Annotated in this window: 2 protein-coding genes and 2 rRNA genes; all 4 read left to right on the top strand. The window is 37.4% G+C overall.

Translation table 11 applies throughout. The features are described 5' to 3' along the window. Positions 1-89, top strand: a 5S ribosomal RNA gene (gene rrf, locus I7822_RS29395); the annotation flags it as partial. 438 nt (positions 90-527) lie between these two features. Beyond that, positions 528-2,048 carry an aldehyde dehydrogenase gene (gene adh / locus I7822_RS29390; RefSeq protein WP_207982557.1) on the top strand — a complete coding sequence of 507 codons (1,521 nt, stop codon included), beginning with the start codon at positions 528-530 and terminating at the stop codon, positions 2,046-2,048. A gap of 72 nt (positions 2,049-2,120) precedes the next feature. Next, the gene (locus I7822_RS29385; RefSeq protein ID WP_207982556.1) at positions 2,121-2,477 is read left to right on the top strand and encodes a DUF779 domain-containing protein; all 357 of its coding nucleotides are present in this window, start codon (positions 2,121-2,123) and stop codon (positions 2,475-2,477) included. Positions 2,478-2,785: 308 nt separating this feature from the next. Then, a 16S ribosomal RNA gene (locus I7822_RS29380) occupies positions 2,786-3,111 on the top strand; the annotation flags it as partial.

Genomic DNA, 3,111 nt, shown 5'->3' with positions numbered 1-3,111 from the left:
CCCGTTCCCATGCCGAACACGGAAGTTAAGCTCTTCAGCGCCGATGGTAGTTGGGGGTTTCCCCCTGTGAGAGTAGGACGTTGCCAGGTAAGAGAGAAAAAGATCAGTAGAGATACTGGTCTTTTTTGTGTTTTTTTAACCGTTAGGTTTAAGGTTAAAATCGAATCCCAGTAAATGAAAGAACCTAAAAAGGACACAGCAAAAAACTGAGCTACCCTAGATGTAACATTTCAATGGAAGAAACTCTACAAAGAACTTATGGTGAGATTGGAAGTCTATATGAATGCCCTAAATGTAAGGGGTTTATACAAAAGTAACCGTCTAATTTAGGCGGTTATTTTTCATTATTCATTATTTCTCTGATTATTATTTGAACAGTAATGAGAAGTTTTGGACAAGTTTTTTTTTATTAATGTAATAATCTCATTTTTAAAGAATAGGTATATATTGATAGTTTGGACACGGCTTACATAATAACTTTCTACTATCATTTTCTGTCTTGAAACAAATAATAGGAGGGATTTTAATTGATTTATTCACAACCGGGTACAAAGGGGTCAAAGGTTACATTTAAGTCAAAGTACGATAATTATATTGGTGGAGAATGGACACCACCGGTAAAAGGAAATTACTTTGAGAATGTATCGCCAGTGAACGGGCGAGTTTTTTGTGAAGTAGCTAGGTCTTCATCTGAAGACATTGAACATGCGCTCGATGCGGCACATGCAGCGAAAAAATCATGGGGTGAAACATCTGCCGCCGAAAGAGCAAATGTTTTAAATAAAATTGCGGACAGGCTAGAACAAAATTTAGAAATGCTAGCAGTAGCTGAAACCTGGGATAACGGAAAACCTGTTAGGGAAACTTTGAATGCAGATATTCCATTAGCAATTGATCACTTTCGGTATTTTGCGGGGTGCATACGCTCTCAAGAGGGAAGCATTAGTGAGGTAGATAAGGACACTGTTGCATATCATTTTCATGAACCGCTCGGAGTAGTAGGACAAATCATTCCTTGGAACTTTCCAATTCTAATGGCAACTTGGAAACTTGCACCTGCACTTGCAGCTGGAAATTGTATTGTACTAAAGCCTGCAGAACAAACACCTGTAAGTATTTTAGTTGTAATGGAATTAATCGCGGATCTCTTACCAAAGGGTGTTGTTAATATTGTTAATGGTTTTGGGGTAGAGGCAGGCAAACCACTTGCTACTAATAACCGTGTAGCTAAAGTCGCTTTCACTGGTGAGACAACAACAGGGCGACTTATTATGCAGTATGCATCTCAGAATTTAATCCCAGTTACACTAGAACTTGGTGGTAAGTCTCCAAATATATTCTTTGAAAATGTAATGGATAAAGATGATGACTTTTTAGATAAAGCAATCGAAGGGTTTGTTATGTTTGCTCTTAATCAAGGAGAAGTTTGTACTTGTCCATCCCGTGCTTTAATTCAAGAATCTATCTATGATGACTTTATGGAACAGGCATTAAAGCGTGTTAATGAAATTATACAAGGTAATCCTTTAGATACTGACACAATGATAGGTGCGCAGGCCTCTACAGAACAGTTAGAAAAAATACTCTCGTATATTGATATTGGACAACAAGAAGGAGCACAACTCTTAACCGGCGGAGGTCGAAATTTTCTAGAAGGTGACCTAAGCGGAGGATATTATGTAAAACCAACTGTTTTTAAAGGACATAATCAAATGAGGATCTTTCAAGAAGAAATTTTTGGTCCGGTAGTTTCTGTTACTACATTTAAAAATCAGGAGGATGCATTGGAAATTGCAAATGATACTTTATACGGTTTAGGTGCAGGAGTTTGGTCTCGAGATATAAATACTGCATACAGATTTGGAAGAGGAATTGAAGCAGGACGTGTTTGGACAAACTGCTACCATGCATATCCTGCACATGCAGCATTCGGTGGTTATAAAATGTCTGGTATAGGAAGAGAAAATCACAAAATGATGCTTAGTCATTATCAACAAACAAAAAATATGTTAGTTAGCTATAGTCAAACTAAATTAGGATTCTTTTAATATATAAAATATGAATTGACTTCCGCATCTTAAGTTTAATGCGGAAGTTTATATATTAAGGAGGTAAGAGGTATGGAGGAAGTTAAAAAAGTAGTTTGTACAAAAAAAGCATCTGAATTAATTAGTGATTTAAAGCAGAAACATGGTCCATTAATGTTCCATCAATCTGGAGGTTGTTGTGATGGTAGTTCACCGATGTGCTACCAAGCAGATGAAGTTTTAGTTGGTGAGCAAGATATTTTACTAGGATATATCGAGGGATGTCCATTTTATATAGGTAAAGCTCAATATGGATACTGGAAGCATACACAATTAATTATTGATGTTGTAGAAGGAAGAGGTGGGATGTTTTCATTAGAAGGGCCAGAGGGTGTAAGGTTTTTAACGAGATCAAGGGTTTTTACAGATAATGAGAAGAAGACACTTTAGGTTCTTTCCTACATACAAGTTCATTTAAAACTTTATTAAAAAAGTTTACTAGAATTGTTGACTCATTTATTAATATAGGTTATTATTAACTCCTGTCCACAAGACAGAAACAATATTACTATTTTAGAAAAATAACTTTTAAAAGTTATTGACTTAGAATAGTATAAATGTTATGATAAATACCTAGTCGTTAAGAACGGCTAATGATGATCTTTGAAAACTAAACAAAACCAAGCGTGCCAACGTTAATTTTTAATTAACAAAATAACGTACTATATAGTACAAACTTATGAGCTATATCAAACACTTTATTGGAGAGTTTGATCCTGGCTCAGGACGAACGCTGGCGGCGTGCCTAATACATGCAAGTCGAGCGAATCAATGGGAGCTTGCTCCCATTGATTAGCGGCGGACGGGTGAGTAACACGTGGGTAACCTGCCTGTAAGATTGGGATAACTCCGGGAAACCGGAGCTAATACCGGATAACATTTCGAACCGCATGGTTTGAAATTGAAAGATGGCGTCTAGCTATCACTTACAGATGGACCCGCGGCGCATTAGCTAGTTGGTGAGGTAACGGCTCACCAAGGCAACGATGCGTAGCCGACCTGAGAGGGTGATCGGCCACACTGG

The sequence above is a fragment of the Metabacillus bambusae genome (genome assembly GCF_017497975.1).
In the GTDB taxonomy this organism is placed as follows: domain Bacteria; phylum Bacillota; class Bacilli; order Bacillales; family Bacillaceae; genus Metabacillus; species Metabacillus bambusae.
This window is presented reverse-complemented; position numbering and strand designations above follow the sequence as displayed.